The organism is Rhodovulum adriaticum, from assembly GCF_004345735.1.
In the GTDB taxonomy this organism is placed as follows: domain Bacteria; phylum Pseudomonadota; class Alphaproteobacteria; order Rhodobacterales; family Rhodobacteraceae; genus Rhodovulum; species Rhodovulum adriaticum.
Genome location: NZ_SLXL01000011.1, coordinates 65,709 through 92,609 on the forward strand (window position 1 = coordinate 65,709; position 26,901 = coordinate 92,609).

At 67.4% G+C, this 26,901-nt stretch carries 29 protein-coding genes; 21 read left to right on the top strand and 8 right to left on the bottom strand.

The annotated features are described in order from the left end of the window. Positions 1-114: 114 nt before the first annotated feature. From EV656_RS13135 to EV656_RS13155, 5 genes are read left to right on the top strand one after another with little or no spacing between them, the layout of a single operon-like run. Positions 115-2,115, top strand: coding sequence for an FAD-dependent oxidoreductase (locus EV656_RS13135; protein ID WP_132604858.1), 2,001 nt, complete (start codon positions 115-117; stop codon positions 2,113-2,115). Continuing rightward, complete coding sequence (locus EV656_RS13140; protein WP_132604860.1) at positions 2,115-3,974, top strand: [FeFe] hydrogenase, group A; 1,860 nt, start codon at positions 2,115-2,117, stop codon at positions 3,972-3,974. Before EV656_RS13135 ends, EV656_RS13140 begins: the two co-directional genes overlap by 1 nt. A 36-nt stretch (positions 3,975-4,010) precedes the next feature. Then, positions 4,011-5,018 (top strand): ABC transporter substrate-binding protein, encoded by a 1,008-nt coding sequence (locus tag EV656_RS13145; protein WP_132604862.1) that lies wholly within the window; start codon positions 4,011-4,013, stop codon positions 5,016-5,018. A gap of 11 nt (positions 5,019-5,029) precedes the next feature. After that, complete coding sequence (locus EV656_RS13150; protein ID WP_243695707.1) at positions 5,030-5,803, top strand: ABC transporter permease; 774 nt, start codon at positions 5,030-5,032, stop codon at positions 5,801-5,803. Then, on the top strand, positions 5,800-6,444 hold the full coding sequence (locus EV656_RS13155) for an ABC transporter ATP-binding protein (protein WP_132604866.1): 645 nt from the start codon (positions 5,800-5,802) through the stop codon (positions 6,442-6,444). Before EV656_RS13150 ends, EV656_RS13155 begins: the two co-directional genes overlap by 4 nt. Before the next feature lie 25 nt (positions 6,445-6,469). On the opposite strand, the gene EV656_RS13160 is transcribed toward EV656_RS13155, so the two are convergent. The 3 genes from EV656_RS13160 to EV656_RS13170 form a co-directional block, all read right to left on the bottom strand. Then, positions 6,470-7,744, bottom strand: coding sequence for a bifunctional folylpolyglutamate synthase/dihydrofolate synthase (locus tag EV656_RS13160; protein ID WP_132604868.1), 1,275 nt, complete (start codon positions 7,742-7,744; stop codon positions 6,470-6,472). Then, positions 7,741-8,739 carry an acetyl-CoA carboxylase, carboxyltransferase subunit beta gene (gene accD / locus EV656_RS13165; RefSeq protein WP_132604870.1) on the bottom strand — a complete coding sequence of 333 codons (999 nt, stop codon included), beginning with the start codon at positions 8,737-8,739 and terminating at the stop codon, positions 7,741-7,743. The genes EV656_RS13160 and accD overlap by 4 nt, the downstream gene beginning before the upstream one ends. 76 nt (positions 8,740-8,815) lie before the next feature. Next, positions 8,816-9,691 carry a CPBP family intramembrane glutamic endopeptidase gene (locus EV656_RS13170; protein ID WP_132604872.1) on the bottom strand — a complete coding sequence of 292 codons (876 nt, stop codon included), beginning with the start codon at positions 9,689-9,691 and terminating at the stop codon, positions 8,816-8,818. A 139-nt stretch (positions 9,692-9,830) separates the two neighbouring features. Between EV656_RS13170 and EV656_RS13175 the strand changes: the two genes are divergently transcribed. Continuing rightward, positions 9,831-10,067, top strand: a complete 237-nt coding sequence (locus EV656_RS13175) for a GlsB/YeaQ/YmgE family stress response membrane protein (RefSeq protein ID WP_132604874.1) — start codon at positions 9,831-9,833, stop codon at positions 10,065-10,067. Here EV656_RS13175 and EV656_RS13180 read toward each other — a convergent pair. Then, positions 10,064-11,113 carry an NAD(P)/FAD-dependent oxidoreductase gene (locus EV656_RS13180; protein ID WP_132604876.1) on the bottom strand — a complete coding sequence of 350 codons (1,050 nt, stop codon included), beginning with the start codon at positions 11,111-11,113 and terminating at the stop codon, positions 10,064-10,066. The genes EV656_RS13175 and EV656_RS13180 overlap by 4 nt on opposite strands. A 56-nt stretch (positions 11,114-11,169) precedes the next feature. On the opposite strand from EV656_RS13180, the gene mnmC2 reads away from it, so the two are divergent. Beyond that, on the top strand, positions 11,170-11,847 hold the full coding sequence (gene mnmC2, locus EV656_RS13185) for a tRNA (5-methylaminomethyl-2-thiouridine)(34)-methyltransferase MnmC2 (protein ID WP_132604878.1): 678 nt from the start codon (positions 11,170-11,172) through the stop codon (positions 11,845-11,847). Further along, a complete protein-coding gene (locus EV656_RS13190) occupies positions 11,844-12,707 on the top strand; it encodes a DMT family transporter (protein ID WP_132604880.1) in 864 nt (287 codons plus the stop codon). The genes mnmC2 and EV656_RS13190 overlap by 4 nt, the downstream gene beginning before the upstream one ends. Positions 12,708-12,747: 40 nt before the next feature. Here EV656_RS13190 and EV656_RS13195 read toward each other — a convergent pair whose 3' ends face one another. Further along, positions 12,748-14,724, bottom strand: coding sequence for a lytic transglycosylase domain-containing protein (locus EV656_RS13195; protein ID WP_242469061.1), 1,977 nt, complete (start codon positions 14,722-14,724; stop codon positions 12,748-12,750). A gap of 135 nt (positions 14,725-14,859) precedes the next feature. On the opposite strand from EV656_RS13195, the gene dapA reads away from it, so the two are divergent. After that, the gene (gene dapA / locus EV656_RS13200) at positions 14,860-15,735 is read left to right on the top strand and encodes a 4-hydroxy-tetrahydrodipicolinate synthase (RefSeq protein WP_132604882.1); all 876 of its coding nucleotides are present in this window, start codon (positions 14,860-14,862) and stop codon (positions 15,733-15,735) included. Positions 15,736-15,738: 3 nt separating this feature from the next. Continuing rightward, entirely contained in the window at positions 15,739-16,215 is a 477-nt protein-coding gene (locus tag EV656_RS13205) for a TrmO family methyltransferase domain-containing protein (RefSeq protein WP_132604884.1), read from the top strand. A 6-nt stretch (positions 16,216-16,221) separates the two neighbouring features. On the opposite strand, the gene EV656_RS13210 is transcribed toward EV656_RS13205, so the two are convergent. Further along, positions 16,222-16,653: a DUF4399 domain-containing protein gene (locus tag EV656_RS13210; RefSeq protein ID WP_132604886.1), complete on the bottom strand. Its 432-nt coding sequence runs from the start codon at positions 16,651-16,653 to the stop codon at positions 16,222-16,224. A gap of 131 nt (positions 16,654-16,784) precedes the next feature. Between EV656_RS13210 and EV656_RS13215 the strand changes: the two genes are divergently transcribed. The 4 genes from EV656_RS13215 (at position 16,785) to EV656_RS13230 (ending at position 20,087) form a co-directional block, all read left to right on the top strand. Beyond that, positions 16,785-17,453, top strand: a complete 669-nt coding sequence (locus EV656_RS13215) for a DUF4386 domain-containing protein (RefSeq protein ID WP_132604888.1) — start codon at positions 16,785-16,787, stop codon at positions 17,451-17,453. Between the two features lie 44 nt (positions 17,454-17,497). Further along, complete coding sequence (gene smpB / locus EV656_RS13220) at positions 17,498-17,974, top strand: SsrA-binding protein SmpB (RefSeq protein WP_132604890.1); 477 nt, start codon at positions 17,498-17,500, stop codon at positions 17,972-17,974. A 71-nt stretch (positions 17,975-18,045) separates the two neighbouring features. Next, the gene (gene sseA, locus EV656_RS13225; RefSeq protein WP_132604892.1) at positions 18,046-18,903 is read left to right on the top strand and encodes a 3-mercaptopyruvate sulfurtransferase; all 858 of its coding nucleotides are present in this window, start codon (positions 18,046-18,048) and stop codon (positions 18,901-18,903) included. Then, on the top strand, positions 18,903-20,087 hold the full coding sequence (locus tag EV656_RS13230; RefSeq protein ID WP_132604894.1) for an amino acid aminotransferase: 1,185 nt from the start codon (positions 18,903-18,905) through the stop codon (positions 20,085-20,087). Before sseA ends, EV656_RS13230 begins: the two co-directional genes overlap by 1 nt. A gap of 9 nt (positions 20,088-20,096) precedes the next feature. Here EV656_RS13230 and EV656_RS13235 read toward each other — a convergent pair whose 3' ends face one another. Both EV656_RS13235 and EV656_RS13240 read right to left on the bottom strand, forming a co-directional pair. After that, the gene (locus tag EV656_RS13235; RefSeq protein WP_132604896.1) at positions 20,097-20,801 is read right to left on the bottom strand and encodes a winged helix-turn-helix domain-containing protein; all 705 of its coding nucleotides are present in this window, start codon (positions 20,799-20,801) and stop codon (positions 20,097-20,099) included. An 11-nt stretch (positions 20,802-20,812) separates the two neighbouring features. Then, the gene (locus EV656_RS13240; RefSeq protein WP_132604898.1) at positions 20,813-21,109 is read right to left on the bottom strand and encodes a hypothetical protein; all 297 of its coding nucleotides are present in this window, start codon (positions 21,107-21,109) and stop codon (positions 20,813-20,815) included. A 191-nt stretch (positions 21,110-21,300) separates the two neighbouring features. Between EV656_RS13240 and EV656_RS13245 the strand changes: the two genes are divergently transcribed. The 7 genes from EV656_RS13245 (at position 21,301) to EV656_RS13275 (ending at position 26,890) form a co-directional block, all read left to right on the top strand. Then, the gene (locus EV656_RS13245; RefSeq protein WP_132604900.1) at positions 21,301-21,771 is read left to right on the top strand and encodes a hypothetical protein; all 471 of its coding nucleotides are present in this window, start codon (positions 21,301-21,303) and stop codon (positions 21,769-21,771) included. A 50-nt stretch (positions 21,772-21,821) separates the two neighbouring features. Further along, the gene (locus EV656_RS13250) at positions 21,822-22,448 is read left to right on the top strand and encodes a ribonuclease HII (protein ID WP_132604902.1); all 627 of its coding nucleotides are present in this window, start codon (positions 21,822-21,824) and stop codon (positions 22,446-22,448) included. Positions 22,449-22,554: 106 nt separating this feature from the next. Next, positions 22,555-23,658: a site-specific DNA-methyltransferase gene (locus EV656_RS13255; RefSeq protein ID WP_132604904.1), complete on the top strand. Its 1,104-nt coding sequence runs from the start codon at positions 22,555-22,557 to the stop codon at positions 23,656-23,658. A gap of 317 nt (positions 23,659-23,975) precedes the next feature. Further along, positions 23,976-25,478: a signal recognition particle protein gene (gene ffh, locus EV656_RS13260; protein WP_132604906.1), complete on the top strand. Its 1,503-nt coding sequence runs from the start codon at positions 23,976-23,978 to the stop codon at positions 25,476-25,478. After that, positions 25,478-25,996 carry a GNAT family N-acetyltransferase gene (locus EV656_RS13265; RefSeq protein ID WP_132604908.1) on the top strand — a complete coding sequence of 173 codons (519 nt, stop codon included), beginning with the start codon at positions 25,478-25,480 and terminating at the stop codon, positions 25,994-25,996. Before ffh ends, EV656_RS13265 begins: the two co-directional genes overlap by 1 nt. Continuing rightward, entirely contained in the window at positions 25,996-26,601 is a 606-nt protein-coding gene (locus EV656_RS13270) for a GNAT family N-acetyltransferase (protein WP_132604910.1), read from the top strand. Before EV656_RS13265 ends, EV656_RS13270 begins: the two co-directional genes overlap by 1 nt. Then, positions 26,594-26,890: a chorismate mutase gene (locus EV656_RS13275; protein WP_132604912.1), complete on the top strand. Its 297-nt coding sequence runs from the start codon at positions 26,594-26,596 to the stop codon at positions 26,888-26,890. Before EV656_RS13270 ends, EV656_RS13275 begins: the two co-directional genes overlap by 8 nt. Positions 26,891-26,901: the final 11 nt, after the last annotated feature.

Sequence of the window (26,901 nt, forward strand, 5' to 3'; positions counted from 1 at the left end):
TGAGGGTGGCCGTGGCATCTGATCCGGCGTCGGACGCCCGCGCAGGCGGAACATCGGCTGCGTTTCGGGCTGCTTCGCCGCCGCGTTTGCCCGGGCGGGAGGAGTGAGCGCAAAATGACACGCGTGGCATTCGGGGTTTGGGACGGGACCGTTCATGTGGCGGCGCCAGGGGCGGTTGACGATGGGGCCGATCCGCTTGTCCTTGAGAATTTCGACGAGTTCGACGAAGGCAACGCCATCCGCGCCTTTTTCGGGGATCGCGGTTTTCTGGTGTTCGATGACAGCGTCAGCCTGATCGATGCGCTGTACTACTATATGGCCAAGGCTGCGGAACAGTCCTGCGGGGCCTGCACCCCATGCCGGATGGGCACGGTTCTGGTGCGCGATGCGCTGGACCGGATGCGGCGGGGGCTGGATGCGCCGCTGGACCTGGATCAGATCGCCACGCTGGGCGCGCAGATGCGAGAGACCTCTCTCTGCGGCTTGGGGCAGACCTGCGCGGTCGCGCTGCTGGGCGCGGTGCAGCATTTCCGCGAGCGGCTGGAGGCGGAAACCGCGACGGGCCGGCCGATCAAGGCCCAGCACGGCATGGCCTATGTCACCGCCCCCTGCATCGAGGCCTGCCCGTCCAAGATCAACGTGCCGCGCTATATCGATTATGTCCGCGATGGCAAACCCGAGAATTCGCTGGGGGTGCTGCTGCAGAAATACCCGATGGCGGCGACCTGCGGACGGGTCTGCGTGCGCTATTGCGAACAGGCCTGCCGCCGCAAGTTCGTGGACGAGGCCGTCGGCATCAAGACGCTGAAACGCTATGTCGCCGACCAGCAAAGCGGCCCGCACGCGCTGAAATTCACCCGCGACATGATCCGCAAGCCGCTGAATCCCGACATGCGCGTGGCGGTGGTCGGCGCGGGCCCGGCGGGGATTTCCTGTGCCTATCACCTGTTGTTGCGCGGCTATCATGTCGATGTGTTCGAAAAATCCAGCCAGGCCGGTGGCATGGCCCAGATCGGCATCCCCAGCTACCGCCTGCCCAAGGACACGCTGGCGCTGGAAACCGACATCATCGCGGATCTGGGCGGGCGGTTCCTGTTCGGTCAGCAGCTGGGGCGGGACTTCTCGATCGATGATCTGTTCGCGCAGGGGTACAAGGCCGTCTTTCTGGGTCTTGGCTGCCAGGCGGGCTCGCAATTGCGGGTCGAGGGGGAAAACCCCGCCACCGCGGGCTATTTCAGCGGCATAGATTTCCTGCTGAAGGTGCATGACCACGTCGACGGGATCGCGCCGCTGGCCCTGTCCGGCGAGGTTCTGGTGGTCGGCGGCGGAAACGTTGCGATGGATTGCGTGCGGTCGGCCCTGCGGCTGGGGGCCGAGAACGTGCATGTCATCTATCGCCGCACGCTTGCCGACATGCCCGCCGATCCCCATGAAATAGAGGATGCCAAGGCAGAGGGCGTGCGCTTTCACACCCTGTGCAACCCCGTGCGTATCCTAACGGAAAACGGCCGGGTGACCGGCGTGGAACTGGCCCGGATGGAACAGACCGAACCGGGCGAGAGCGGCCGGCGCAAGGTGCGCCCGATCCCGGGCAGCGAATTCACCATGAAATGCGACGCGCTGATCGCCGCCATCGGCCAGCAGGTGGAGGACGGCGCGCTGATCGCGGAGGACGGCATCGATCTGGACCGCTGGCAGTGCGTGGCCGCCGACGGCACGACGCTGGCCACCTCGCGCCCCGGTGTCTTTGCCGGGGGCGATTGCGTCACCGGGCCGTCCACGCTGATCTACGCCATGGCCGCCGGGCTGAAGGCCGCGCGCAATATCGACGATTGGGTGCAGCGGGGATCGGTTCGGTTTTTCAAACGCTCGCGCATGCGCAGGCTGATCGCCGACAACCGGATGCTGGCCAATGACGTGGTCGAAACCCCGGTGCGCAATGCCTATCGCGTCCACAATCCCGAACTGGACCCCGAGTTGCGCAAGCACATGTTCGAAGAGGTCGAACAGACCATCAGCGCGAAAGAGGCCTATGCCGAGGCGCAGCGCTGCATGCGCTGCTACCGCGTCTATTCCGTCGTCACGAAACACCCGATCCCGGAAGGAGCGCGCTGATGTGCACCATTGCCCAGACCGGCCAGGACGGTCGCGACCCCGCCGAGGCGACCGTGTCGCTGACCATCAACGGCACCGCCTGCACGGCCTTTCCGAACGAAACGATCCTGTCCTGCGCGCGGCGGCACGATCTGTATATCCCGACGCTGTGCGAGTTGGACGATATCGATCACACGCCGGGCACCTGCCGGGTCTGCGTGGTGGAAATCCTGCAGGCCGGCAAGGAGGCCCCCCAGATCGTGACATCCTGCAACACCCCCGTCCGCGAGGGGATGGAGGTTCAGACCCGCAGCAAGCGCGCGCGCGACATGCAGCGGTTGCAGGTCGAGTTGTTGATGGCCGATCACCTGCAGGATTGCGCGACCTGCATCCGCCACGGCAATTGCGAGTTGCAGGACCTGGCCCAGTTCGTCGGCCTGACCGAGAACCGCTTTTTCGACCGCGCGCGGACAGAGGCGCGGCCGATCGACCTGTCCTCGCCCGCGATGGTGCGCGACATGACCCGCTGTGTGCGCTGCCAGCGTTGCGTCGCCATCTGCCGCCATCACCAGCAGGTCGACGCCCTGGTGATGGAGGGCACCGGCCTGGACCGTGTCGTCGCCCTGCGTGACGCCGACGATTACCCGAACTCTGTCTGCGTGTCCTGCGGGCAATGCGTGCTGGTCTGCCCGACCGGCGCGTTGGGGGAACGCGACGAAACCGACCGCGCGCTGGATTATATCTGCGACCCCGATCTGGTGACCGTGGTGCAATTCGCCCCTGCCGTGCGCGTGGCCTTTGGCGAGGAATTCGGCATGCCCCCCGGCACCAATGTCGAGGGGCAGATCATCGCCGCCTGCCGCAAGATCGGCGTCGACGTGGTGCTGGACACCAATTTCGCCGCCGATGTGGTCATAATGGAAGAGGGGACAGAACTGCTGAAGCGGCTGAAGGAGGGGCGGCGCCCGACCTTTACCTCTTGCTGCCCGGCCTGGATCAATTTCGCGGAAATTCACTACCCGGAAATCCTGTCGATGCTGTCCTCTACCAAGTCGCCCCAGCAGGTGCTGTCAACCATCGCCAAGACCTATCTGCCCGAAAAGCTGGGCGTTGATCCGTCGCGGATTCGCGTGATCTCGGTCATGCCCTGCGTGGCGAAAAAGGACGAGGCCGTCCGCCCGCAATTCGTCCATGACGGGCAGCCGGAAACGGATCTGGTGCTGACCACCCGCGAATTCGCCCGCCTCTTGCGGCGCGAGGGGATCGATCTGAAGGATATGGAACCGTCCACCTTCGATGTTCCGTACATGAGTGCCTATTCCGGCGCAGGCGCGATCTTTGGCACCACCGGCGGCGTGATGGAGGCCGCGGTGCGCACGATCTATGCGGTGGTCAACGGGCGCGAACTGGACAGGATCGAACTGACCCAGCTGCGCGGCTTTGACGGGATCCGCGAGGCAAGCGTCGATCTGGGCGGCCCGGTTGGCAAGGTCAAGGTCGCGATGGTTCATGGGCTGGGCGACACGCGGGCGCTGGTCGAATCCGTTCTCAGCGGGCAGGCCGATTACGATTTCATCGAGGTCATGGCCTGCCCCGGCGGCTGTGTCGATGGCGGCGGGTCGCTGCGCTCTAAAAAGGCGTATCTGCCGCTGGCGCTGAAACGGCGCGAAACGATCTACGACGTGGATCGGCAGGCCAAGGTGCGCCAGTCGCACAACAATCCGCAGGTTCAGGCGCTGTACCGCGAGTTTCTGGAGGCGCCGAATTCCGAGATCGCGCACCGTCTGCTGCACACCCATTATCAGGACCGCAGGCACGCGTTGGAACACACGGTCAAGGAAATCTGGGACGACATCACCATGAGCACGATGGTCTACTAGGTCGGCCAGGATGTCGGACCAGTAAAGGAGCATGGCATGAGCGTGCCGCGTCTTGCGCCACCGAATCGCCGCGCCGTCCTGCGCGGCCTGGCGGGCATGGCGGCGGCGGGCCTAGCCCCGCCGCTGGCGGCTGGGGGGCAGGGGGCGGACCCACTGACGCTGTGGGGGATCCCGGCCACACCCTCGGCGGTGTTCGCGCGGGCCGTGGCCTCGGGCGCCATGCAGGCCGCCGCGCCGGGCGCGCGGTTCGATGTCTGGAAAAGCACCGATCAGATGCGGGCGGGCATTGCTTCGGGCCGGTTCCGGCTGTTCGCGACCTCTAGCTATGCGGCTGCCAATTTCTTCAACCGCGGGGCGGGCACCCGGATGGTGAACGTGGTGTCCTGGGGCGTTCTCTATGTGATGGCGCGGGATGAAACGATCACGGGGATCGAGGACCTGGCGGGCCGCAAGGTGCTGCTTTCGAACAAGAACGAGGCCCCCGACCTGTTGTTCCGCATGGTGTTGGGGTGGGCCGGGCTTGACCCGGCGCGGGACGTGACGCTGGATTACGTGGGATCGCCCGCAGAGGCGGTGCCGCTGTTTCTGGCCGGACGTGCCGATGTCGCGGTCATGCACGAACCCGCCGCCACCGCCGCGCTGATGCGGGCCGCGACCGCCGGGGTGCCGCTGTTCCGGGCGCTGGATGTGACGGAACTGTACGGGCACTACACCGGGCGCGGGCCGCGTATTCCGCAGGTGGGGCTGGCGGCCAGTGCCGAACTGGTGGAAACCGCGCCTGCGGTCATCGCCGCCGCCCACGCGGCCTGTGTCGAGGCCGGCGCCTGGGTGCGCGCGCATCCGCAGGCGGCCGGGGCCGCCGCAGGCCCGGCCCTTGGGCTGCCTGCGGATATTGTGGCGCGATCGCTGCCCTTCGTGCATCTTGATGTGACCTCGGCGCGCGAGGCCCGCGCCGATATCGAGCATTATTTTCAAAACCTCATGGCGCTCGCGCCGGGGATTGTCGCCGGCAGGTTGCCCGAGGCGGATTTCTACTGGGGCTGAGTGGGGCATTGGTGCGCAACAGAAACGGCAATGCGTGGCTGTGGGGCCTGGTCAGCATCGGCCTGTTGCTGGGCCTGTGGGAATGGGGGCATCGGGCCTGGGGGCCGCTTGTCCTGCCCGGCATCGGCGATACGGCGGGGGCGCTGTGGAGGATGATCCGCGACGGTACCGCCGGGCCTGCGCTGATCGGCACCGCCGGTCATGCGGCCGCGGGCTGGGCCTGTGGCGTGCTGGCGGGGTTGGCCGCCGGTACGCTGGCCGGGCTGCGCGAGGCGGTCCGGGGCGCGTTTGAGCCGGTTGCGATCATCCTGCTCGGGGTGCCGGCGATTGCCTGGGTGGTGCTGGCGATCCTCTGGTTCGGCGGGTTCTGGGCAGTGGTCTTCACGGTGGCGGTGGCTACCGGGCCTTTGGTTTTTGCCGCCGCGATCCACGGGGTCCAGAGCGTCGATGGCGGGTTGCTGCGCATGGCGCGCGTCTATCGGGTGCCGTTCGCGGCCCGGCTGTTGCACATGTACGTCCCGCATATGCTGAGCCATGTCTTCCCGGCGCTTGCCACGACGCTGGCCATGTCGTGGAAGGTGGCGGTGATGGCCGAGCTTTTGTCAGGGGCGGGCGGTATCGGCGACGGGCTGGCAACCGCGCGCGCGCATGTCGATACCGCCGCCATGATGGCTTGGATCGTGGTGGTCGTCGCCGTCCTGATTGCGGTCGATCTGGTGCTGCTGGCGCCCTTGCAGCGCCGCCTGTGGGTCTGGCGTGACGACGCGCGGAGTTCCGGGCCGTGACCGGGGCGATGCTGCGCTTCGCGGGGGTGGACTTTGCCCATGAGGGCCAGCCGGTTCTTCGCGGGCTTGACCTGGCGGTGCCCGAAGGGGGGATCACGGTGATCTCTGGGCCGTCGGGCAGCGGCAAGAGTACCCTGATCGCCCTTGCCGCAGGGTTGCTGACGCCGGATGCGGGGCGCGTTGACCGGCGCTGCGACAGCTTGGGCGTGGTGTTCCAGAACCCCGCCTTGCTGCCCTGGAAAACGGCGCAGGAAAACGTTGCCTTTGCCCTGTCCGGGCGTGTCTTGGTCCGGCGCGACCGTCGGGATCGGGCACGGGCCGCGCTGGCCGCGGTGGGGCTGGCCCCGGGGGATGCGGACAAGTACCCCCGCCAACTGTCGGGCGGCATGTGCCAGCGGGTCGCGTTGGCCCGCGCCCTGGTTGTCGAGCCCGATCTGCTGTTGTGCGATGAACCTTTCAGCGCGTTGGACGGCGATCTGCGCCGTGCGCTCTGGCAGGTGCTGGGCGAAATTCACCGGCGCAGGGGCCTGACCACCCTTTTGGTCACCCACGACCCCGAAGAGGTGTCCGCGCTGGCCCGCGGGGGGCTGGCGATCTCATGCGGGCGCCTTGATCGCGATGGGCGCCTTCGGGGCGGATGATGCGGCGTGTGGTCGATCCGTGGGGTCAGGCGTTGTCGCGCAGCACGCGCCCCGCCAGGTAAAGCGATCCGCAGATCACGATCCGGGCGTTCGGGCTGTCGGCGGCGATGCGGGTCACGGCGGCGGTCACGCTGTCGGCGGTGGTGGCGGTCAGGCCCGCCTGCCGGGCCGCGGCGGCGGCGGTCTCGGCGGGCAGGGTGTTGGCCTCGCCCGGAATGGAAACGGCGGTCAGCGTTTCGGCGACCTGCGCCAGCGGGGCCATGAAGCCGGTCACGTCCTTGGTGTTCAGCATGCCGCAGACCAGGTGTACCGGGCGCGGGGGCAGGGTGGCCAGTGCTGCGGCCAGCGCGGTGCCGGCGGCGGGGTTGTGCCCGCCGTCCAGCCACAGGTCCGCCCGGCCAGCGGCCTGCACCAGCGGGCCCGTGCGCAGGCGTTGCATCCGCGCGGGCCACTCCGCATCGGTCATGGCGGCCTCATAGGCGGGGTCGCCCATGTCCAGCGCGCGCAGGGCGGCCAGGGCCGTGCCCGCGTTCTGCACCTGGTGGGGGCCGATCAGGCGGGGCAGGGGCAGGTCCAGCAGACCGCGTTCATCCTGATAGATCAGCCGCTCGCGTTCCTGCCAGACATGCCAGTGCTGGCCATGGGCCAGCAGGGGGGCGCCCAGCCGGGCGGCGCGGTCCTCGATCACCTGCAAGGCGGCGTCCTGTTGCGGGCCGACGACGCAGGGCACGCCGCGTTTCAGGATGCCGGCCTTTTCGGCGGCGATCTGGGGCAGGGTGTCGCCCAGGAATTGCTGGTGGTCGATGGAGATCGGCGTGATGACGGTCAGCGCGGGGCGGTCGATGACGTTGGTTGCATCCAGCCGCCCCCCCAGCCCGACCTCAAGCAGGCAGTAATCCGCCGGATCGCGGGCAAAGGCCAAGAGCGCGGCGCAGGTGGTGATTTCGAAATAGGTGATGGGGGCGTGCGCATTGGCGCTGTCGCACTCGTCCAAAACCGCCGCCAGCGCGGGTTCGGAAATCAGCCCATCGGTCAGACGAATGCGTTCGTGAAACCGCGCCAAGTGGGGCGAGGTATAGGCCTGCACCCGCTTGCCCGCGCCCTGCAAGCCCGCCCGGATCATCGCCAGCGTTGAGCCCTTGCCGTTCGTGCCCGCAATATGGATCACCGGGGCAAGGCGTTGCTCGGGATGGTCCAGCGCGGCCAGCAGGCGCCAGACGCGGTCCAGCGTCAGGTCGATCACCTTGGGGTGCAGCGACATCATGCGGTCCAGCAGGATGTCGCTGGTGGCGGCGGTCACTCTTCGTTTTTCCGGTCGGGATAGGTCGGCCGGGGCAGGGGTTGCTGCGGGGCGGTCTCGACCTCGGCGGTGGCCTCGGCGGGTTCGGGTTTTTCCGGCCCGGTGGCAAAGCTGGCCGGCGGCGGCAGATCGGCGATCACCGCGGGCGGCAGGCCCATCAGCATCCGCGTGATGGTAATCAGCTCTTCGCGCAGCTTGGTGCGCGGCGTCACCCGGTCCAGCATGCCGTGATCCAGCAGGTATTCGGCGCGCTGGAACCCCTCGGGCAGCTTTTCGCGGATCGTCTGTTCGATCACCCGCGGCCCGGCGAAACAGATCAGCGCGCCGGGTTCGGCAATCTGCACATCGCCCAGCATCGCGTAAGATGCGGTCACGCCTCCGGTGGTGGGATGGGTCAGCACCACGATATAGGGCAGCCCCGCCTCTTTCAGCATTTGCAGCGCGACCGTGGTGCGCGGCATCTGCATCAGTGACAGGATACCCTCTTGCATGCGGGCGCCGCCGGCGGCGGAAAACAGGATGAAGGGGCGTTTCAGATCGACCGCGCGTTTGGCACCGGCGATGATCGCGTTGCCCACATACATCCCCATGGACCCGCCCATGAAGCTGAAATCCTGCGCGGCGGCAACCACGGGCGTTCGCCCGATCTCGCCCTCGGCGACCAGCATCGCCTCTTTCTCGCCGGTGGCCTTCTGGGCCGATTTCATCCGGTCGGGATATTTCTTCTGGTCGCGGAACTGTAGCGGGTCAGCGACGGGTTTGGGCACCTCGACCTCGGTGAAGATGCCGCCGTCGAACAGCGTCAGAAAGCGGTCGCGCGGCCGGATGCCCATGTGGTGGTCGCAATGCGGGCAGACATTCAGGTTATCCGCCAACTCGCGGTGGAACAGCATCGTGCCGCAGGCATCGCATTTGGTCCACAGGTTCTCTGGCATCTCGCGCCGCGAGAACAGCGAGTTGATCTTGGGCCGGACGTAGTTGTTGATCCAGTTCATCGGCTCGTGCCCTCCGCGTCGGTCTGAGGGCACGAAATAAGCCGCGCCGTGCCGGATTGCAATCGCGCCTGCGCGGTCAGATCAGCGCGCGCAGCAGCCGCCACACGATGAAGATGGCCAGGATGTCCAGCCCCAGGGCCAGCGGCGCAGCGCCGGTATCGGTCAGATCGAACGGCGTGACGTAAAGCGACAGGCCGGTGATCGTCCCCTTGACCGAGGTCAGCAGCAGTGCGCTGCAGTTGTTGATGAAATGCCAGCCCATCGCCATGCCCAGGCTGCCCGAACGCTCGGTCAGGTCGGCCGCGGCCAGCGCAAAGCCCAGCACCGCCGCCAAGACGATCCAGGCGTTGGCCCCGGCCATCGGGTTGTAGTGCAGCGCGGTAAAGGCCAGCGCCGGCAGCCCCATCCAGATCGCCCGAGCGGCAAAGCGGGCGGCCAGTTGCTGTTGCAGGTAACCGCGAAAGACCAATTCCTCGGCGCTGGTCTGAATCAGAACCAGCACCAGCGCGGCGGGCAGCAGGCGGGCCCATGTGCCCGGGTCAAGGTTGGGGTCCAGCGGGGTGGTCAGCATCACCAGCCCGAACATTGCCGCGTAAACGGGCAGCAACACGCCAAGCGCCCGGAAGAACCCGCGCAGCGTGTCGCGCAGGGGGCCGAACAGCGTGCCCGGTTCGCGATAGTGCAGGGCGGGCGTCGCGATCACGACCCCCAGCCAAAGCCCGACGAAGCTGCCCAGCAGGAACAGCGTCTGCGCGGGGCTTGAGGGGGCGCCCAGCCCTTGCAGCCAGCCGAAATAGTTCAGCGGCCCCAGCACCGGGTAGGCGGCGATCAGCATGATCGCAAAGACCCCGGTGGAAATCAGCACGATGGCCGCGACGCCTGCGATCAGGCGCCAGATTTCGGGATAGGGGCGGGCTGGATCGACATAGGCCTCGAACAGGGGGGTGCGCATGGAACCTCTCGGCAGGCGGGGATCGCGCGACAGGTAGCGCGCGGGCGCGGCGCATTCAACTGTCCGCAGGGCGCGAAAAAGCGGCGCGTCCGGGGGACTGACTATAGGCGAATCCCCCCGCCATCCCCATATTCAGGGTATGAGCATCCTGTTTCTTGTCATCGTGGGCATTGCGGCCGGGTTCCTGGCCACCCGCCTGCTGCGGGTCGAGGCCGACATTCCCACCACCATCGCCATCGGCATTGCCGGTGCGTTGATCGGCGGGCTTGTCCTGCGGCTGTTGCTGGCCCTGACGGGATTTGCCGCCGGGCTGCTGGGCGCGGTGCTGGGGGCGATGGCGCTGCTCTGGGCCTGGGAGGCGCTCCGCCGCCGCTAAAGGCAGGCCGCGACCGTAAAGCCTTGGGGGATGCCCGCGTCGTTGCCGTCCAGCACCAGATCGGCCATGACCTGCCCGACCTTCGGCGCCAGCCCGATACCGATCTTGAACCCGCCATTGGCGATGTAATGCCCCGCCCGTCCGGGCCATGCGCCCAGCATCGGCGCGATGGTTTTCGCGCGGGGCCGCACACCCGCCCAGCGTTCGATCACCGGGGCCGTGGCCAGTGCGGGGCAGGCCATCCGCGCCCGTGCGATCACGTCGTCCAGCTGCGCATCGGTGCTGTAGGGATCGTCAAAGTCGCGTTCGGTGGTCGATCCTACCGCCACCGTCCCGTCATGGTGCGGCACGATCAGCAGCCCGCCGGCATATAGCTGCGGCGCGCCGCGCGCGTCATGTTCCAGGATCGCGGCCTGTCCCTTGACCCCGCTGCCCACCTGTTTGTCCAGCTCGACCGATAGCGCCGCCAGCCCCGGATAGCCGGTGGCCCAGATCACCCGCCCCTCGATCGGCCCCTCGGCGCCGCAGGCGACCTCGCCCCCCAGGGCAATCACCCCGGCCGCCAGTGCCGCGCAGGCGTCGCGGGGCGCGATACGGGCCGACAGGGTGTCGTGGATCAACAGGCCCGTGGGCGTAAGCGGCGCGAAATCCCCGGCGTGGTCCGCCGGAACCACCCGCCATGCGGCCCGCCCCTGCCACAGGGTTTCGGCCTCTGCCGCGCGTTCCTGGGCGCGGTCCAGCGCGGCCTGATCGGCAATCGGCTGGTAGCGGCCCACCCGGCCATAGCCCGTGGCCTTGCCCGACACCTGTTCCACCCCGGCCCAGAAATCGTCGCCCATCAGCAGGCTGTCCAGCTGGAACGCCTTTTTGTCGTTCCAGCGTTCGGGCACATGGGGGGACAGCGCGCCGACCGGCGTGCCGCTGGCCCCCGCGCCGGGATGCGACCATTCCACCACCCGCACCCGCGCACCGCGTCCGGCGCAGGCATAGGCGCAGGCCAAGCCGAACACGCCCGCGCCCATCACCGTTACATCCACCGTTGCCATTGCCGCGGCCCTCTTTCATTCTCGGCGCTCTGAATTCCTGCCATCTAGGACAGATCATGTCGCAGCGCCAGCGTGCCGATATCGAGTGGAAGGACGGTGCCGTGCCGGTGGCGACCCGGTTCGACGATCCCTATTTCTCAATCGCCGACGGGCTGGCGGAAACGCGGCATGTCTTTCTGACCGGCAACGACCTGCCTGCGCGGTTCACCCCGGGGTTCCGCATCGCCGAACTGGGCATCGGCACCGGGCTGAACCTGCTGGCCGCGCTGATCGCCTGGCGGGCGGCGGGTGTTGCGGGGCCCTTGCGATATACCGGGTTCGAGGCGTTTCCGATGGACTGGGGGGATATGGACCGCGCCCTGCGCGCCTTCCCCGAGGCGCATGCGGTGGCCGGGCCGCTGGTCCATGCCTGGCGGGCGGGGGCGACGCGGTTCCAGAGCGACGATCTGGACGCCGAATTCATCTTTGGCGATGCGCGCGAAACCCTGCCGCGCTGGGCCGGGCGGGCGGAGGCCTGGTTCCTGGACGGCTTTGCCCCGGCGAAAAACCCCGAACTGTGGTCGCCGGAACTGATGGCCCAGGTCGCGGCCCACACCGTGCCGGGCGGCACGGCAGCGACCTATACCGCAGCCGGGTTCGTTCGCCGGGGATTGGCCGAAGCCGGGTTCGAGGTCGAGCGCCGCCCCGGTTTCGGGCGCAAGCGGCACATGACTGTCGCGAGGCTGTCCGCATGACCGAGCAGAATACAAGGTTGGGCATCCTGCTGATGGTTGCCACGACCCTGGTCTTTGCCTTGCAGGATGGCATCTCGCGCCACCTGGCCGCCGAATACAACGTGCTGATGGTGGTGATGATCCGCTACTGGTTCTTCGCGGCCTTCGTGATCGCCGTGGCCGCGCGCAAGGCCGGCGGCATGCGTGCGGCGGCGGCCACGCGGCAACCGCTGGTGCAGGCGTTCCGCGGGCTGCTGCTGGCCGCCGAGATCTGCGTGATGGTGGCCGGTTTCGTCGCGCTGGGGCTGGTGGAAAGCCACGCGGTCTTTGCCTGCTACCCGTTGCTGATCGCGGCGCTGTCCGGCCCGGTGCTGGGCGAGCGCGTGGGCTGGCGGCGCTGGGTCGCGATCGGCGTGGGCTTCGTCGGCGTGCTGGTGATCCTGCAACCGGGGCTGCGCGTCTTTGCGCCCGCTGCGCTGATCCCGTTGGCTGCGGCGCTGATGTTTGCGCTGTACGGTTTGCTGACCCGCTACGTCGCGCGGGCCGACACGGCGGCGACCAGTTTCTTTTGGACCGGAACAACGGGCGCGGTGGCAATGACCGCCATCGGCCTGTGGGTGTGGGAGCCGATGGCCGCCCCCGACTGGGGCTGGATGGCGCTGCTGTGCGTCACCGGCGCGCTGGGGCATTTCCTGCTGATCAAGACCTACGAACTGGCCGAGGCCAGCGCCGTGCAGCCTTTTGCCTATCTGCAACTGGTCTTTGCCAGCGCCTTGGGGATGGCCGTGTTCGGCGAGAGGTTGGAACCCCATGTCGCCATGGGTGCCAGTATCGTGGTCGCGGCGGGTCTGTTCACGCTGATCCGCGAGCGGCGCACCTGAGGCACGGGCAGGATTTGGGTATTTTGACCAAGAAGAAGGCTCAGTCCGCTTTCAGTTCCTGAGACAAGCGCAGCGTTTCGGTGCGGCCTGACAGGCGCGCGCGGTAGACGGCCAGCGATTCGGTCACGCGCATCACGTAGTTGCGGGTTTCGCGGAACGGGATCATCTCGATCCAGTCCACCACGTCCACCCCGGCGGATCGCGGATCGCCCCGTTCCGCGACCCAGCGGTGGGCGCGGCTGGGGCCGGCATTGTAGGCAGCGGAGATCAGCACCGGGTTTGGGCCGAATTCGTCGGTCAATTGCGCAAGATAGGCCGCGCCGAGGCGCGCGTTGTAGCCGGGATCGCCGGTCAGCCCGGAGGAGGAATAGGGGATGCCGACCTTGGCGGACATGGCCTGTGCGGTGGGCGGCATCAGCTGCATCAGGCCGCGCGCCCCCGCCCCCGAGATCACTGCGGGGTCGAATTCGCTTTCGCGCCGCGCGATGGCCAGGACCAGTTCGGCGGGTACGGGGTGATCGGCCTCGGCCAGGTCGGTGAGGGGGAAATAGGCCTGCATCATCACGTTCAGGTCGCGCGCGGCCACCTTGGCGAGCCTGACCGCGATGTGGTGTTCCCCCAGTCGCAGGGCGAGGCCTGCAAGCTGTTGCTGGCCCTGTGCATCGGCGGTTTCGGCCAGGTGGGTCAGGAACCATTCCGCCAGGTTGCGTTCGCCCGCCTCGTGAAACATCAGTGCTGCGCGCAGCACCGATCCGTCCGCCCAGGGCGCCTCGCGCCAACCGGGATAGGTTTCGCCCCCCGTCAGGGCCGGGTCCATCGGCAGGCCCGCGCGTTCGGCGGCAAGCTGTCCGTAGAACGCGGTCTGGTGCGCGGCGGCATCGGCATAGGCGGTACGGGCCTCGGCGTCGCGGCCCATTGCCTCTAGCGCGCGGCCGCGCCAGTAGCCGCCGCGCGACAGGCTGATCGGGGTTTCGACGGCGGCCTCGAACCGCTGGAAATGGTCCAGCGCGGTTTCGGGGGCGTTCAGCAGGCGCAGCGCGATGAAGCCGGCCAGCCATTCCAGGTCGGCATAGGCATAGTCGGCCCCGGGCGCGACATGGTGGCGCGCGGCCAGGTCATAGGCGCGTTGGCCCGCGCCCTCGCGCATCAGTTGCCTTGTGTAGATGCGGCGCCAGTTGGCCCAGTCCAGCGAGCGGCCGAGTGCCGCGGCCGAGGTGCTGCGCGCCTCCATCAGCTCGATCGCGTCCTCGGCGCGGCCCTTGCGGGCGCGCCACAGGAACCGTTCATAGGCTAGGCCGGGGTGATCGGCGAACGGGGCGGGCACCGCAGCGATGCGGGCATCCACGCCGGGGGCGCGGGCGCGCAGGGCGATGCGGGCCTCTGCCAATTCCTCCCAGCCCTCGGGGACAAGGCGCAGCATGCGCCGGGCCTCGTCCCCCTCGCCCTGCCACAGCATTTCGTCGATGCGCGCCGCGTGATGAGGGGCCAGGGCCTGGGCATAGCGCGAGAGCAGCGCAGCCTGCGGCCCCGATCCCAGCGGCAGGGTGCGCCAGGCCAGCACCGCCAGTGCCTGGGCATCGCCGCCATTGCCCATCGCGGCATGGGCCTGCACCAGACGCAGCGTGCCCGTCCCGGTCAGCGGACGTTCGCCCCCGAAAAAGGCCAGAACGTCCGCAGGGTTGGCATCGGCGGGGATCTTGCCCTCGCCACGGGCGCGCAGCCGGTCCAGCCCGGGCCAGTCGGCGTTGCGGCGCAGGAAGGCCAGGTAATCGGCGAATGTGCCCTGGCCCGCGCGCAGGCGGCGCCATTCCACGATGTCCAGCGCCACCTGCCCGGCGGGGGTGGCGGCCTGGCGGGCGGCCTGCCAGTTGTCGGCGCGGACCTCGGCCATGGCGCGGGTCAGCGGCGTTTCGTCCTGTGCCGCCGCCGGGGCGGCCAGTGAAAGAAGCAGGATCAGCACGAACGGGCGCATGGCGGGCAGGCTCTGGTTGGGGGAGGGGATGACAAAGGTTCTCATGCAGGGGTGGGGCGGACAATTCACAAACTTGGCAACGGGCCAAGGGCGCTATAGGGTCCGGCGCGGCCTGGGCCGGGGGCGAGTCGCCCCAGGCTGCGGTTTCAGTTGAACACTACCATGCGAAAGGAGCGTGTCATGATCAAAGGGTCCCTTCCTGCCCTGGTGACGCCGTTCAAGGACGGTGCAGTGGATCGCGATGCGCTCAAACACCTGGTGGAATGGCACCTGGAAGAGGGCAGCCACGGCATCGTTCCCGTCGGCACCACGGGCGAAAGCCCCACCCTGACCCATGCCGAGCATGAGATGGTCATCGAAGAAGTGGTGAAGGCTGCCGATGGCCGCGTGCCGGTGATCGCAGGTGCGGGGTCGAACAACACGGTCGAGGCCATCCGCTTCATGCAGCATGCCGAAAAGGTCGGCGCCGATGCCGCACTGGTGGTCACGCCCTATTACAACAAACCGACGCAGGCCGGGATGATCGCGCATTTCACCGCGCTGCACGATTGCTGCGAATTGCCGATCATCATCTACAACATTCCGCCCCGCTCGGTGGTGGACATGCTGCCCGACACGATGGGCGAGCTGGCGAAACTGCCCCGCATCATCGGGGTCAAGGATGCCACCGGCGACCTGAGCCGGGTGCCCAAGCAGCGGATCACCTGCGGCACCGATTTTCTGCAATTGTCGGGTGAGGATGCGACCGCCTTGGGGTTCAACGCCCATGGCGGGCGGGGCTGTATCTCTGTCACGGCCAACGTGGCGCCGCGCCTGTGTTCCCAGTTCCAAGAGGCCACGCTGGCCGGGGATTACGCCAAGGCGCTGGAATTGCAGGACAGGCTGATGCCGCTGCATATCGCCATCTTCCTGGAGCCGGGGGTGGCCGGGGCGAAATATGCGCTGTCGCGGCTGGGCAAATGCACCGAAGAGGTACGCACGCCCCTGGTTGGCCTGACCGACGCCACCAAGGCAAAGATCGACGAGGCCATGCGTCACGCCGGCCTGCTGAACTGAGCCATGGATGCGCCGCTGCGACCGGGTGAGGTGGTGGCCGACGGGCTGGCAGAGCCTGACGGCCCCCGCCTGCGCATCATCGGGCGCATCCGGTCGCGTTGGGGGGCTGGCGACTGCCCGCGCAATATAGGCACGGCCCGTGCGCAGGGCGGGGTCGGCAAGGTGGAACTGGACCCCACCTTTGCCCCGGCGCTGGACGGGTTGGCGGTGGGGCAGCCGGTTGTTCTGCTTTACTGGCTGGGGGGCGCGCGGCGCGATCTGCTGCGGCAAAGTCCGCGCCATATCCAGGGCACGCGCGGCACCTTTGCCATCCGCTCGCCCAACCGGCCTAACAGCATTGGGCTGGCAACAGTGCGCATCACGTCGCTGGACGTGGCCGCCGGAACGATGGGTATCGACGCAATCGACTGCTATGACGGTACGCCCCTGATCGATATCAAGCCCTGGGTCGAGCGGGCCGACCTGCCGCCCGCCCGCTGACACGGCCTATTCTACCGTGATCGTGATCGGCTCGGATCGCACGGGCGGATCGTGGGGAATGTGATTGGCATCCCCCAGCAGCAGCCACAGCGTATATGTGCCGGGGTCCATGTCCAGCGTCACCTCTGTCTGGCCGCCGCCGAAATGGATGTGATTGTCATCGGCCGGCACCCCCTGGCTGTAATCGACCGTGTCGGGGTCAACGTCGATTAGCAGGTGGTGATGGCCGGTCATCGCGTTGTCCACCCCGGCCGGGGCAACGCCCATGCCCTGTAGCCCGAACCGGACGGTGACCGGAGAGGCCACGGTGGCGCCATCTTCGGGTGCGACGATATAGGCGCGGGCGTCCTCGGGGGCGGGGCTGCGGTCCTGTGCGGGGGCCGCGACCGCCACGCTTGCGAAAACCAGCGCGCTGGCGAATACCTTGTGAAGTGACATGACAGACCTCCCTTTCTGTCGATCCTCCGTTAGCAACAGCTAGCGCGGCCCGTGGTGCAATCAATCGTGTCCGCAACGCGGGCCTTCGCAGGTCAGGCGGGCTCTGCTAGGCTGCCCCTATCGGAGAGACCATGACCCAGCCCCGCGCCCTGGCCCGCCTTGGCGGGTTCTACTACCTGACCATCATCCTGTGCGGGCTGGGGGCCGAACTGTTCGTGCGTGGCGCGCTGATCGTGCCGGGGGCGGCTGCCGATACCGCGGCGCACATCCTGGCCGCGCCGGGGCTGTTCCGTCTGGGTTTCGCGCTGGACCTGACGATGGTGCTGGCCGATATCGCGCTGGCGGTGGTGTTCTTCGTCCTGCTGCGCCCGGCGGGGGAAACGCTGGCGCTGGGGGCGATGGTGCTGCGGCTGATGCAGGCGGGGGTTCTGGCGGTGAACCTGATGGCCTATTACGCCGCGCTGCTGGCGTTGCAGCGCGGGCAAGGCCCGGACATGGCGCTGTTTCTGCTGGACCTGCACCGGCATGGTTACGACCTGGCGCTGGTGTTTTTCGGGGCGCAATGCGTCGTGCTGGGTGTGTTGCTGATCCGTGCGGCGTGGTTTCCAACTGCCTTGGGCGTGTTGTCCATCGCAGCCGGTGGCGTTTACCTGACCGGCAGCGCGACGCTGTTCCTGGCGCCGGGGGTGAACGCGGTGATCCAGCCGCTTTACGCGGTTCCGGTCGCGGCGGAACTGACCCTGTGCCTGTACCTGCTGATCCGCGGCCTGAATACGGCGCGCTGGCCCGCCACTGTCTGAGCCGCCTTTCAACCCGCCGCGCTTTCGCCTATATGCCCCCCACCATGGCCAAAGCGAAATCAGACCCCAACTACAAGGTGATCGCCGAGAACCGGCGCGCGCGCTACGATTACGCGATCGAGGACGACCTTGAATGCGGGATCATCCTGCAAGGGTCCGAGGTCAAATCCCTGCGCGAGAACGGCGCTAACATCGCCGAAAGCTATGCCTCTGTCGAGGAGGGCGAGCTGTGGCTGGTCAACGGCTACATCCCCCCCTACGAGCAGGCCAAGACCTGGGGCCACGAGGAACGGCGCAAGCGCAAGTTGCTGGTTTCGCGCAAGGAACTGGCCCGGTTGTGGGGCGATACACAGCGCAAGGGGTATACGCTGGTCCCGCTGGTCCTGTATTTCAATCACAAGGGCATCGCCAAGCTGAAGATCGGCATCGCCAAGGGCAAGAAGACCCAGGACAAGCGCGCCACAGAGGCCAAGCGCGACTGGCAACGCCAGAAACAACGCCTGCTGAAGGACCACGGCTGACGCCCCGGCCTTGCCACGGGTTCTACACCGTTCTAAGCATTTCCGAACGTTGCAGGGGTGCGGAGGGGTGCATGGCTTATAACGATCCGAAAACGCTGGTCTCGACCGAATGGTTGGCAGAGCATCTGAAAGACCCCGACCTGCGCATTCTGGACGGGTCGTGGTACCTGCCCACCGACCCGCGCGACCCGCGGGCCGAGTACGACCAGGCGCATATCCCCGGCGCGCGCTTCTTCGATATCGACGAGATTTCCGATCATCGTTCTGACCTGCCGCACATGGCGCCCCCGGTGGAAAAGTTCATCGCGCGGATGCGCGCGATGGGCGTGGGCGACGGGCATCAGGTGGTGGTTTATGACGGCATGGGCCTGTTTTCCGCCGCGCGGGTCTGGTGGACCTTTCGCCTGATGGGTAAGACCGACATCGCCGTTCTGGACGGCGGCCTGCCGAAATGGCTGGCCGAGGGGCGCCCGACCGAGGATCTGCCGCCCATGGTGCGCGACCGGCACATGACGGTTCAGCGCCAGGCGCATCTGGTCAAGGATGTCACCCAGGTCGCCGCGGCCTCCAAGCTGGGCGATTACGAGATCATCGACGCCCGCGCCGCCGGCCGGTTCGAGGGGCGCGAACCCGAACCGCGGCCGAACCTGCGCTCGGGCCATATCCCGAATTCCAAGAACGTGCATTTCGCCACGCTGCTGAACGGGGACGGCACGCTGAAGGCGCCCGACGACCTGCGCGCGGTGTTCCAGGCGGCGGGCGTGGACCTGAAGAAACCCGCGATCGCAAGCTGCGGTTCGGGCGTGAATTCGGCCATGATCTGCCTTGCGCTGGAGGTGCTGGGCCACCGCAACCACGCCGTCTATGACGGGTCGTGGACGGAATGGGGCATGTATAACGACCTGCCCGTCGCCACGGGAAGCGCCTGATGCTGGCGGGGCTGTCATCGCAGACACCCGACAAGATCATGGCGCTGATGCGGGCCTATGCCGCCGATCCGCGCACGGACAAGATCGACCTGGGCGTGGGCGTGTTTCGCGACCCCGCCGGACGAACCCCGGTGATGGCCGCGGTCAAGACAGCCGAGGAACGGCTGTGGCGTAATCAGGACACCAAGACCTATGTCGCGCTTGAGGGCGATCCGGCCTATCTGGCGGCGCTGTCGGGGCTGGTGCTGGGGGATGCGGTCCCCGCAGACCGCCGCGCGGCCATTGCCACGCCGGGCGGCACCGGCGCGGTGCGGATGGGGCTGGAACTGGCCCGCCTTGCCAATCCGTCCGCGCGCATCTTTGTGCCCGATCCAAGCTGGCCCAACCACGCCGCGATCATCGGCTTTCTGGGGTTGGAGCGGGTCGATTACCGCTATTACGACGCGCAGGCGCGCGGGCTGAATATCGAGGGCATGCTGGCCGATCTGGGCCGTGCGGGGCCGGGGGACGTGGTGCTGCTGCATGGGTGCTGTCACAATCCCACCGGGGCGGACCTGTCCGCGCAGGACTGGCAGGCGGTGGCCGGGCTTCTGACGGAAACCGGCGCGATGGCGATGGTGGACATCGCCTATCAGGGCTTCGGCGCGGGGTTGGAGGCCGACGCCGAAGGGCTGCGCATCCTGGCGGGGCAGGTGCCCGAGTTGCTGGTCGCGACAAGCTGTTCCAAGAATTTCGGCATCTACCGGGAACGCGCGGGCGCCCTGTTCGCGCTGGCCCCGGACGGGCCGACACGCGATCTGGCGCAATCGAACCTGACCATGCTGAACCGGCAGACCTATGCCTTTCCGCCCGACCACGGGGCGCGGGTGGTCACCGAAATCCTGACCGATCCTGACTTGCGCGCGGATTGGCAGGCGGAGCTGGAGGGCATGCGCCTGCACATGCAGCGCCAGCGGCAGGGGCTGGCGGACACGCTGCGCGATCTGGGCGGGTCGGATCGTTTTGCCCATCTGGGCGCGCAGCGCGGCATGTTTTCCCTGCTGGGCGCCACGCCCGACCAGGTGGAACGGATGCGGGCCGAACATGGCGTTTACATGATCGGCGACAGCCGGATCAACGTGGCGGGCCTGTCGCCGGACCTGATCCCGCGCGTGGCGCAGGCGATGCTGGCGGTGGGGCTGTAGGCGCGGGCCTCAGATCATGCGGATCACGCCCTTGTCCACCGACAGGACATAGCCGCGCCGCGCCACGTTGCGCACCATCAACTCGCTGACGATCTGGTTGCCCAGGGCGTCGCGCAGCCGCTTGATGCGGGTGGCGCCGGCGGCCTCGTCGCAATCTGCGGCGGGCTTGCCGGAAATCAGCGCCTCGATCTCGGCACCGCTCAGCATGTCGCCATCCATCCGGGCCTCGGCCAACAGGGCCAGGGTCTCGATCGCGGCGGGGGTCAGTTTCAGGGGGCGGTCGTTCAGGATCACCGTATTCTCATCCCGGCTGATCAGCAGCGAGGACACGCTGAGGCCCGCGCGCTCGATCTCCGACATGCGGCGGTTCAGGGCGATGATCGTCAGCAGAAAGACCAGCGCCGCGATCAACAGCGCGGTGGCAAAGGCCAGCAGCACAAAGATCACCATCCGGTAGGACGCCAGCACATCGGAAAAGGCGGTGCCCGACTGGGCCAGGATTTCCAGCAGCTTGATCTCGGCGTCCGAGGTCAGGTGATCGTTTTCGACGAACAGCCGTTCCACCCGCGCGTTGAACGCGTTGGCGTCGGGCAGGGTTAGGAACAGCAGGATCGCCGCGCCCAGCAGGATCGCCACGATGGCGACGATCCCGGCCACGACCACGCGCCCGGCATGCAGCCGTCTGTCCGCCCCCGGCGTGTCTTTTCGCGCCATGCGCCTGTCCCTCAGTATTTCAGGAAATAGCTGCCGGCGCTGCCCTGCCGGTCGGCCAGCCCGTCGCGCCCGAACAGGGACATGACGTTCAGCAGCTTCCAGCCGCCGCGGCCGATCCGGCGCTCGATCTCCTGTGCGGCGGCGCCCCGGCTGGAACAGGCCCTGTCGGGCAGTTCGATCACGCCGTAATGCAGGCGCAGGGGGCTGTCCTGCTTGGCCTTGTAATCGGCATAGCATCCGGCGGCGGCGGGTCCGGCCAGGGCGAGGGCCGCCAGCGCGGCGGCAAGGATCAGGGGGGCGCGTGTCATGGGCAAAGCATGTGTCAGGCGCGGCGGCTATTCAATATCAACCGCGCCCCGGGCGGCGGCAAAGGCGTGTTTCCGGCCGGTTATCCGATAACACGGGGCCGATATTGCCTGTCACGGCGCAGCGGGGCGAGGGTCGGGCCAGTTACCGACCGGGGCGGACCGTCCCGGCACGAACAGGAAGGAAACAGACCATGACCCATCGATTTCTTGCCCCCGCGCTGGCCGCCGCGCTTTTCGTTACGCCATTGGCCCCCAAGCCCGCCCAGGCGGATCAAGAGGATCTGGCCCGCGCCCTGTTCGGGGCGGCGGCCGTGTTCATCCTGATCGAGGCGTTTGACGACGACGACCGCGATTACCGCGGCAACCGTCCCGCCCATGTGCGGCATGGCCCGCCGCCGCGCCATCGCGGCTATTATGCCCCGGCGCACCGTCGTTACGTGCCGGCCAGCTGCGTGCAGAGGGTCAAGACCCATCACGGCAAGGTGCGTTTCGTGTCCAAGCGCTGCCTGCGCCGGTCCGGGGTCGCCCTGCCGCAGGCCGGGCAGATCCGCCTGCGCGGCCCGCGCGGCGAGATGACCGGCTATCGGCTGAAGCGGCTGGAGAGTGCGGGCTATCGGGTGCGGCGCGACCAGGGTCGCCCGCCGCGCCACGGCGAACGCTGAGGGGCGGTCAGGGCTTGCGCCCGGGCGCGCTCGGCGCTTGAGTGTGCGCCATGACTTCGCTGCCCGATTACACGCTGGAACAGGCGGCGCGTGCCCAGGGCGCGCGCGTCGTCGTCGGCGTGGACGAGGTCGGGCGCGGCCCGCTGGCCGGGCCGGTGACCGCCGCCGCGGTTTGGCTGGACCCCGACCGCCTGCCTCCCGGCCTGAACGATTCCAAAAAACTGACCGCGAAGCGCCGCGTGGCGCTGGCCGCCGCGATCCGCGATTGCGCCGAGGTGTCGGTCGCCCATGCCAGCGTGCAGGAAATCGACGCGCTGAACATTTTACAGGCCAGCCACCTGGCGATGTGCAGGGCAATCGCGGGGCTGTCGTGCCTGCCCGACATGGCCCTTGTGGATGGCAACCGCTTGCCGCGTGACCTGCCGTGCCCGGGGCAGGCTGTGGTGCGCGGGGACGGGCAAAGCCTGTCCATCGCGGCGGCCTCCATCGTTGCCAAGGTGACGCGCGACGCGATCATGGCAGATCTGGCGCAGCAATTCCCAGGATACGGTTGGGAAAAGAACGCAGGCTATCCTACCCCTGCGCATCTGGCGGGACTCCGAGATATCGGTGTCAGCCCACACCATAGACGTTCTTTCGCGCCAGTGCACAATATCTTGTGCGGGGCGTCTTCCTAACCCCCTGATTCAAAAAAATAAATTGACGCCGAATCGGCTTTGACTCACATTGGGGCCAAGACACGACGCCGGATAACCGGCGCGCGACAAGAGGCAGTGTGACAAGATGACAAAAACAATGGGGGCGGTGACGCTCCCCCTCAACACTATTCTTTCCGGCGACTGCATCGAGCAGATGAATTCCCTGCCCGAGGGCAGCGTGGATCTGATCTTTGCCGATCCGCCCTACAATCTGCAGCTGAAGGGCGAGTTGCACCGCCCCGACAATTCCAAGGTCGATGCGGTGGATGACCACTGGGATCGGTTCGACGGGTTCGCCGCCTATGACCGTTTCACCCGCGACTGGCTGGCCGCCGCGCGCCGGGTTCTGAAACCCGATGGCGCGATCTGGGTGATCGGCAGCTATCACAACATCTTTCGTCTTGGGGCAGAGTTGCAGAACCAGGGCTACTGGATCCTCAACGATGTGGTCTGGCGCAAGGCGAACCCGATGCCGAATTTCCGTGGCAAGCGGCTGACCAACGCGCATGAAACGCTGATCTGGGCGTCGAAATCGGAAGGTGCGAAATACACCTTCAACTATGAGGCGCTGAAGGCCCTGAACGAGGGGGTGCAGATGCGCAGCGATTGGGTGCTGCCGATCTGCACCGGGCATGAGCGGCTGAAGGACGAAAAGGGCGACAAGGCCCACCCCACGCAAAAACCCGAAAGCCTGCTGCACCGGGTGCTGGTCGCCACCACGAACCCGGGCGACGTGGTGCTGGACCCGTTTTTCGGCACCGGCACGACGGGCGCGGTGGCCAAGATGCTGGGCCGTGACTTCATCGGGATCGAGCGCGAGGAAAGCTATCGCAAGGTGGCAGAGGCGCGGCTGGCCCGTGTGCGCCGCTATGACCGCGAGGCGCTGGCGGTATCTGCCTCCAAACGCGCCGCGCCGCGCGTGCCCTTTGGGCAACTGGTGGAACGCGGCATGCTGCGCCCCGGCGAGGTGCTGACCTCGCCCCGTGGCAAGACCGCCAAGGTGCGCGCCGACGGGACGCTGGTGGGCGATGACGTGACCGGGTCGATCCACCAGGTCGGCGCCGCGCTGGAGGGGGCGCCATCGTGCAACGGCTGGACCTACTGGCATTTCAAGCGCGAGGGCAAGACGGTGCCGATCGACCTGTTGCGCCAGCAGATCCGCGCCGAGATGGGCGAGCGCCCGAACTGATACCCGACATATGACCGCCTGTGCCGTGGCATGCCCGCCGCGGCACGCCCTTGCCCCGCCATGCCCAATGGCGGGGCCTTTTTGACAGGGGGCATGGGGCGGCGCGCTTGACTCTACCCCCCATCCGTGTCTTTAAGCGCAGCCAATACCCGGAATGCGTCATGCCTTCCGGTCCCGGGTGCGACCCGGGATCGCCCCCCGTCAGCGAGGTTTCGCCCACGGGGGCGCTCAGCGTTTGGGCCCGGTGCCCGGCTGACATTCAGGCGTCCCTTCCCATATGAGGGGGCAGGTGCAACGGTCGAAGGAGGGCCAGGGCCATGTTCGAAAGTCTTTCCGACCGGCTGTCCGGCGTATTCGACCGGCTGACCAAGCAGGGCGCGCTGTCCGAGGATGACGTCAAGACCGCCCTGCGCGAGGTGCGCGTCGCCCTGCTGGAGGCCGACGTTTCGCTGCCCGTGGCGCGCAGCTTCGTCAAGTCGGTGCAGGACAAGGCGACCGGCCAGGCGGTCACGAAATCGGTCACGCCGGGCCAGCAGGTCGTCAAGATCGTCCATGACGAACTGGTGAACGTACTGACCGGCGAGGGTGAGCCGGGCCATCTGAAAATCGACAACCCGCCCGCGCCGATCCTGATGGTCGGCCTGCAGGGCGGCGGCAAGACGACCACCACCGCGAAACTGGCGAAACGCCTGAAAGAGGTGAACGGCAAGCGGGTGCTGATGGCCTCGCTCGACGTGAACCGCCCGGCGGCCATGGAACAGCTTGCCATTCTGGGCAAGCAGATCGAGGTCGACACCCTGCCCATCGTGCCGGGTCAGCGCCCCGTGGACATCGCCAAGCGCGCCAAACAGCAGGCCGCGATGGGCGGCTATGACGTCTACATGCTGGACACCGCCGGGCGCCTGTCCATCGACGAAGAGCTGATGGCCGAGGTCGAGGCGGTGCGCGACGTGGCCAACCCGCGCGAAACCCTGCTGGTGGTCGATGGCCTGACCGGCCAGGACGCCGTGCATACCGCCGAGAATTTCGACGAACGCATCGGGATTTCCGGCGTGATCCTGACCCGGATGGACGGCGACGGGCGCGGTGGTGCGGCCCTGTCGATGCGCGCGGTCACCGGCAAGCCGATCAAGTATGTCGGTCTGGGCGAAAAGCTGGACGCGATCGAGGAATTCCACCCCGAACGGATTGCGGGCCGCATCCTGGGCATGGGCGACATCGTTTCGCTGGTCGAAAAGGCCCAGGCCACGCTTGAGGCCGAACAGGCCGAGCGTATGATGAAGCGCTTCCAGAAGGGTCAGTTCAACATGAACGACCTGCGGATGCAGCTGGAACAGATGCTGAAAATGGGCGGCATGGAGGGCATCATGGGAATGATGCCCGGCATGGGCAAGATGGCCAAGCAGATGGAAACCGCTGGCTTTGACGATTCCATCCTGCGCCGCCAGATCGCCCTGATCCAGTCGATGACGAAAAAGGAACGCGCCAACCCGCAGATCCTGCAGGCCAGCCGCAAGAAGCGGATCGCCAAGGGCGCGGGGCTGGAGGTGCAGGAACTGAACCGCCTGCTGAAGATGCACCGCCAGATGGCCGACATGATGAAGAAGCTGGGCAAGAAGGGCGGCCGCGCCATGCTGAAAAAGGCGATGGGCGGGCTGATGGGCAAGGGCGGCATGCCCGGTATGCCCGGCATGGGCGCCGATATGGACCCCAAGGCCCTGGAAGAGGCCGCGCGCAAGATGGGCGGCGGGATGCCGGGCGGCATGGGCGGCATGGACCTGCCGCCGGGCCTGTCGGGACTGGGCGGCAAGAAGAAGTGATGACCGCCATTCCGACCATAGACACCGCGCGGCTGATCCTGCGCGCGCCGGGTCCGCAGGACTTTCCGGCGATGCGGGCGTTCTATGCCTCGGATCGGTCGCGTTTTGTCGGCGGCCCCAAGGATGCCGAGGGCGCCTGGCGCCAGCTTGCCACCGAGATCGGGCATTGGGCGCTGTGCGGCTATGGCCGCTGGATCGTCGAGGACAAGGCGACCGGCACCGTCTGCGGGATCGTCGGGCTGTGGAACCCCGAGGGCTGGCCCGAACCGGAAATCGGTTGGGATCTGTTCGACGGGTTCGAGGGCAGGGGCTACGCCACCGAGGCCGCCGAGGCCGCCCGTGCCCATGCCTATGAAACCCTAGGCTGGCGCACCGTGATCAGCCTGGTCGATCCGGCCAACCGCGCGTCGGCCCGCGTGGCCGAACGGCTGTGCGCCCGCCCTGATGGCGAGTTTACCCATGCCGTGTTCGGCACCGTCATCGTCTATCGCCACCCCGTCCCCGAGGTGTGCCTCTGATGCCCCACGCAGATATCCCCGTGATCCAGACCGAACGGCTGGTCCTGCGTGGCCCCGCGCCCGAGGATTACCCGAAGTTCGAGTCGACCTTCACCAGCTATCGCTCGCGTTTCATGGGTGGCCCGCTGTCGGAATACGAAAGCTGGATGCTGTATGCCGCCGAGATCGGGCATTGGCAGATCCACGGCTTCGGCATGTGGATGATCCATGACCGCGAAACCGACGCCACGATGGGCATGGCGGGCGGCTGGTTCCCCAAGGGCTGGCCAGAGCGTGAAATCGCGTGGATGATCTGGCCCGCGGTCGAGGGGCGCGGCGTCGCGCTGGAGGCGGTGCATGCGGTGCGCAGCTGGTGCTATGACCATCTGGGCTGGGATACGGTGGTGTCCTACGTGGACCCCAAGAACGTCAGTTCCGTGCGGCTGTGCGAACGGCTGGGCGCGCGGCTGGACCCGCAGGCCGAAAGCATCGACAGCCACGATGTCGTCTATCGCCACCCCTCGCCGGCGCAGCTGCGCGGCACGCAACTGGCCGACGGTATCGCCATGGAAGTCCGCAACTACATCGATCCGCTGTTCAAGCCGAAAGGAGTGCCCCTTGACTGACGACGCCACCCGCGCCGCCGAGATCCTGGCCGAGCACCGCGAAAGCATCGACCGGCTGGACGCGATCCTGATCTACACTCTGGGCGAGCGGTTCAAGCACACCCAGGCCGTGGGTAAGCTGAAGGCCGAACATGGCTTGCCGCCCTCGGACCCCGCCCGCGAAGAGGCCCAGATCGCCCGGCTGGAGGATCTGGCCCGCCGTGCCGATCTGAACCCCGAATTCGCCAAGAAATTCCTGACCTTCGTCATTCAGGAAGTCATCCGTCACCACATCGAACACCAGAAATAGGCAGGCATCCT